4 protein-coding genes are annotated in these 4,926 nt (G+C 71.0%); all 4 read right to left on the bottom strand.

Annotated features, from left to right (window positions below; all coding sequences use genetic code 11):
- The coding region (locus G3I40_RS10860; protein ID WP_203643824.1) for a glucose-6-phosphate dehydrogenase assembly protein OpcA at positions 1 to 521 on the bottom strand (521 nt) is incomplete at its 3' end.
- Entirely contained in the window at positions 518 to 2,050 is a 1,533-nt protein-coding gene (gene zwf / locus G3I40_RS10855; RefSeq protein ID WP_164301953.1) for a glucose-6-phosphate dehydrogenase, read from the bottom strand. The genes zwf and G3I40_RS10860, both read right to left, overlap by 4 nt.
- Positions 2,047 to 3,183, bottom strand: a complete 1,137-nt coding sequence (tal, locus tag G3I40_RS10850; RefSeq protein ID WP_164301952.1) for a transaldolase — start codon at positions 3,181 to 3,183, stop codon at positions 2,047 to 2,049. Before tal ends, zwf begins: the two co-directional genes overlap by 4 nt.
- Before the next feature lie 41 nt (positions 3,184 to 3,224).
- The coding region (locus G3I40_RS10845) for a transketolase (RefSeq protein WP_164301951.1) at positions 3,225 to 4,926 on the bottom strand (1,702 nt) is incomplete at its 5' end.

The raw sequence follows: 4,926 nt of genomic DNA, 5'->3' as shown, positions 1-4,926 counted from the left end.
TCGGTGTCGCCCGGCGCGTAGAGCGCGGCGCGGCGGTCGAGGACGTCGAGCGCGTCCTCGTCGGCGTACAGGTCCGTGATGCGGCGGGCGGCGAGCGCGCCGAGCGGGTCCTTGGAGGGCTCGTCCGGGGCGTCGGCCGGCCACCACACGACGACCGGCGCGTCGGGCAGCAGCAGCGGCAGGACGACGGAGTCGGCGTGCTTGCCGACCTCGCCGTACAGGCGCAGGATCACGGTCTCGCCGGTGCCCGCGTCGGAGCCGACCCGGACCTCCGCGTCGAGGCGGTTGCCCTGGCGGTCGCGCGGCGAGCGGGCGGTGCGCCGGATGACGACGAGGGTGCGCGAGGGGTGCTCGCGGGACGCCTCCTCGGCGGCCCTGATCGCGTCGTACGCGTTCTCCTCGTCGGTGACCAGCACCATCGTGAGGACCATGCCCACGGCCGGGGTCCCGATGGCGCGGCGCCCTTCGACGAGCGCCTTGTTGACCTTGCTTGCCGTGGTGTCGGTCAGGTCGATCTTCATGGCCTGCGCCAGCTCCGTCCGTCTCGTGCGAGCATCTCGTCCGCTTCCTCCGGGCCCCAGCTTCCCGAGGCGTACTGTGCGGGCTTGCCGTGCTCGTCCCAGTGCTCCTCGATGGGGTCGAGGATGCGCCAGGACTCCTCGACCTCCTCCGTGCGCGGGAAGAGGTTGGCGTCGCCGAGCAGTACGTCCAGGATCAGCCGCTCGTAGGCCTCCGGGCTGGACTCCGTGAACGACTCGCCGTACGCGAAGTCCATGGACACGTCGCGGATCTCCATCGAGGTACCCGGGACCTTCGATCCGAAGCGTACGGTCATGCCCTCGTCGGGCTGGACCCGGATGACGATCGCGTTCTGGCCGAGTTCCTCCGTGGCGGTGGAATCGAACGGGGAGTGCGGGGCGCGCTGGAAGACGACCGCAATCTCGGTGACGCGGCGGCCCAGGCGCTTGCCGGTGCGCAGGTAGAAGGGGACGCCCGCCCAGCGGCGGTTGTCGACCTCCAGCTTCACGGCGGCGTAGGTGTCGGTGTTCGACTTGGGGTCGATGCCGTCTTCCTGGAGGTAGCCCGGGACCTTCTCGCCGCCCTGCCAGCCCGCGGCGTACTGGGCACGCACGGTGGACCGCGCCAGGTCGGCGGGGAGCCGGACGGACCTGAGGACCTTGAGCTTCTCGGTCACCAGCGACTCGGCGTCGAACGAGGCCGGCTCCTCCATGGCCGTGAGGGCCATCAGCTGCAGCAGGTGGTTCTGGATGACGTCGCGGGCGGCGCCGATGCCGTCGTAGTAACCGGCGCGGCCGCCGATGCCGATGTCCTCGGCCATCGTGATCTGCACGTGGTCGACGTACGACCGGTTCCAGACGGGCTCGTACATCTGGTTGGCGAAGCGGAGCGCCAGGATGTTCTGGACGGTCTCCTTGCCGAGGTAGTGGTCGATGCGGAAGACCTGCTCCGGGTCGAACACGTCGTGCACGATGGCGTTGAGCTCGCGCGCCGAGTCCATGTCGTGGCCGAAGGGCTTCTCGATGACCGCCCGTCGCCACGAGCCGTCCGGCGCGTCCGCGAGGCCGTGCTTCTTGAGCTGCTGCACGACCTTCGGGAAGAACTTGGGCGGCACGGAGAGGTAGAAGGCGTAGTTGCCGCTCGTGCCCTGCTTCTCGTCCAGGTCGTCGACGGCTTCCCGCAGCTGCTTGAACGCGGTGTCGTCGTCGAAGTCGCCGGGGATGAAGCGCATGCCCTCGGCGAGCTGCTGCCAGACCTCCTCGCGGAAGGGGGTGCGGGCGTGCTCGCGCACGGAGTCGTGGACGACCTGGGCGAAGTCCTGGTCCTCCCACTCGCGGCGGGCGAACCCGAGGAGCGAGAAGCCGGGCGGCAGCAGGCCGCGGTTGGCCAGGTCGTAGACGGCCGGCATCAGCTTCTTGCGGGACAGGTCGCCGGTGACGCCGAAGATGACGAGCCCGGAGGGGCCCGCGATGCGCGGCAGTCGCCGGTCGCGCGGGTCCCTCAGCGGGTTCTGCCAAGCGGTGGTGCTCACTTGGCCTGCGCCTCCTTGCCGTTCAGCCGGGTGGTGACGGTGGCCAGCAGGTCGTTCCAGGCGATCTCGAACTTGGCGACGGCCTCGTCCTCGAGCTGCTGCACGACCTCGTCGTAGGAGATGCCGAGCTTCTCGACGGCGGCGATCTCGGCGCGCGAGGCGTCGTAGGTGCCGGTGACGGCGTCGCCGTGGAGGTCGCCGTGGTCGGCGGTGGCCTTCAGGGTGCCCTCGGGCATGGTGTTGACGGTGCCCGGCGCGACCAGCTCGTCGACGTACAGGGTGTCCTTGTACGCGGGGTCCTTGACGCCGGTCGAGGCCCACAGCGGGCGCTGCTTGTTGGCGCCCGCGGCGGCCAGCGTGGCCGCCCGCTCCGTGGCGAAGACCTGCTCGTACGCCTCGTAGGCGAGACGGGCGTTGGCGAGCGCGGCCTTGCCCTTGAGGGCGGTGGCCTCCTGCGTGCCGACCTTGTCGAGCCGCTTGTCGATCTCGGCGTCGACGCGCGAGACGAAGAAGGAGGCGACCGAGTGGATCGTGGCGAGGTCGATGCCGCGCTCGTGCGCCTTCTCCAGACCGGCCAGGTAGGCGTCCATGACGGCCTTGTAGCGGTCGAGGGAGAAGATCAGCGTGACGTTGACGGAGATGCCGAGGCCGATGACCTCGGTGATGGCGGGCAGGCCCGCCTCCGTCGCGGGGATCTTGATCATGACGTTCGGGCGCTCGACGAGCCAGGCCAGCTGCTTGGCCTCGGCGACGGTGGCCGCGGTCTCGTGGGCCAGGCGCGGGTCGACCTCGATGGACACGCGGCCGTCGCGGCCCTGCGTCGCGTCGTACACGGGACGCAGGATGTCGGCTGCGGCGCGGACGTCGGCCGTGGTCATCATGCGCACGGCCTCCTCGACGGTGACCTTGCGGACGGCGAGGTCGGCGAGCTGCTCCTCGTAGCCCTCGCCGGAGCCGATGGCGGCCTGGAAGATCGAGGGGTTCGTGGTGACGCCCACGACGTGGCTGTTCCTGACCAGCTCGGCGAGGTTGCCGGACGTGATGCGGGTGCGGGACAGGTCGTCCAGCCAGATGGAAACGCCTTCGTCGGACAGGGACTTGAGGACCGGCGAGGAGGGGACGGCGTTACTCATGTTCTGCTTCATCTTCTTTCGGGAAACTGACTGCGTACGGTTCAGGCGCGGGCGGCGGCGAGGGCTCGGGCTTCCGTCAAGGACGTGCGCGCCTGGGCGGCGACGTTCTCGGCGGTGAAGCCGAACTCGCGGAAGAGGACGCCCGCGGCGGCGGAGGCGCCGTAGTGCTCCAGGGAGACGATGCGGCCGGCGTCGCCGACGAAGCGGTACCAGGTGAGGCCGATGCCGGCCTCGACGGCGACGCGGGCCCTGACGGCGGGCGGCAGGACGCTGTCGCGGTACTCCTTCGGCTGCTCCTCGAACCACTCGACGGACGGCATCGACACGACGCGGGTGGCGACGCCCTCGGCCTCCAGGACCTCGCGGGCCTCGACCGCCAGCTGCACCTCGGAGCCGGTGGCGATGAGCAGGACGTCCGGGGTCGCCTTCGAGGCCTCGGCGAGGACGTAACCGCCCTTGGCGGCGAGCTCGTTGGCCTCGTACGTCGGCAGGCCCTGGCGGCTCAGCGCGAAGCCGTGCGGGGCGGGCTTGTCCGTGCCGCGGCGCAGCACCTCGCGCCAGGCGATGACGGTCTCGTTGGCGTCCGCCGGGCGGATGACGTTCAGGCCCGGGATGGCGCGCAGCGCGGCGAGGTGCTCGACGGGCTGGTGGGTCGGGCCGTCCTCGCCGACGCCGATGGAGTCGTGCGTCCACACGTAGGTGACGGGCAGCTGCATCAGGGCGGACATGCGCACCGCGTTGCGCATGTAGTCGGAGAACACCAGGAAGGTGCCGCCGTAGATGCGGGTGTTGCCGTGCAGCGCGATGCCGTTCATCTCGGCGGCCATCGAGAACTCGCGGATGCCGAAGTGGACGGTGCGGCCGTAGGGGTCGGCGCTCGGCAGGGCGTTGCCCTCCGGCAGGAAGGAGGAGTCCTTGTCGATGGTGGTGAGGTTGGAGCCGGCCAGGTCGGCGGAGCCGCCCCACAGCTCGGGGATGACCGGGCCGAGGGCCTGCAGGACCTTGCCGGACGCGGCGCGGGTGGCGACGCTCGGGCCGGCCTCGAAGGAGGGCAGCGCCTGCTCCCAGCCCTCGGGCAGGCGGCCGGCGACGATCCGGTCGAGGAGCTTGGCGCGCTCCGCGTTGTCGGTGCGCCACGCGCCGAGCTGCTTGTCCCAGGCGGCGTGGGCCTCGGCGCCGCGGTCGAGGGCGGCGCGGGTGTGCGCGAGGACCTCGTCCTCGACGGCGAACGACTGCTCGGGGTCGAAGCCCAGGACGCGCTTGGTGGCGGCGACCTCGTCGTCGCCGAGCGCGGAGCCGTGCGAGCCTCCGGTGTTCTGCTTGGTGGGGGCGGGCCACGCGATGATCGTGCGCATCGCGATGATCGAGGGGCGGCCGGTCTCGGCCTTGGCGGCGGCGAGGGCCTCGTACAGGGCCTTGACGTCGACGTTCCCGTCGGCCTGCGGGGCGATCCGCTGGACGTGCCAGCCGTACGCCTCGTAGCGCTTGAGGACGTCCTCGGAGAACGCGGTCTCGGTGTCGCCCTCGATGGAGATGTGGTTGTCGTCGTAGACGAAGACGAGGTTGCCGAGCTTCTGGTGGCCCGCGAGGGAGGAGGCCTCGGCGGAGACGCCCTCCTCCAGGTCGCCGTCGGAGACGATCGCCCAGATGGTGTGGTCGAAGGGGCTGGTGCCCTCGGCGGCCTCGGGGTCGAACAGGCCGCGCTCGTAGCGGGCGGCCATCGCCATGCCCACGGCGTTGGCG

The sequence above is a fragment of the Streptomyces sp. SID14478 genome (assembly GCF_010548525.1).
In the GTDB taxonomy this organism is placed as follows: domain Bacteria; phylum Actinomycetota; class Actinomycetes; order Streptomycetales; family Streptomycetaceae; genus Streptomyces.
This window is presented reverse-complemented; position numbering and strand designations above follow the sequence as displayed.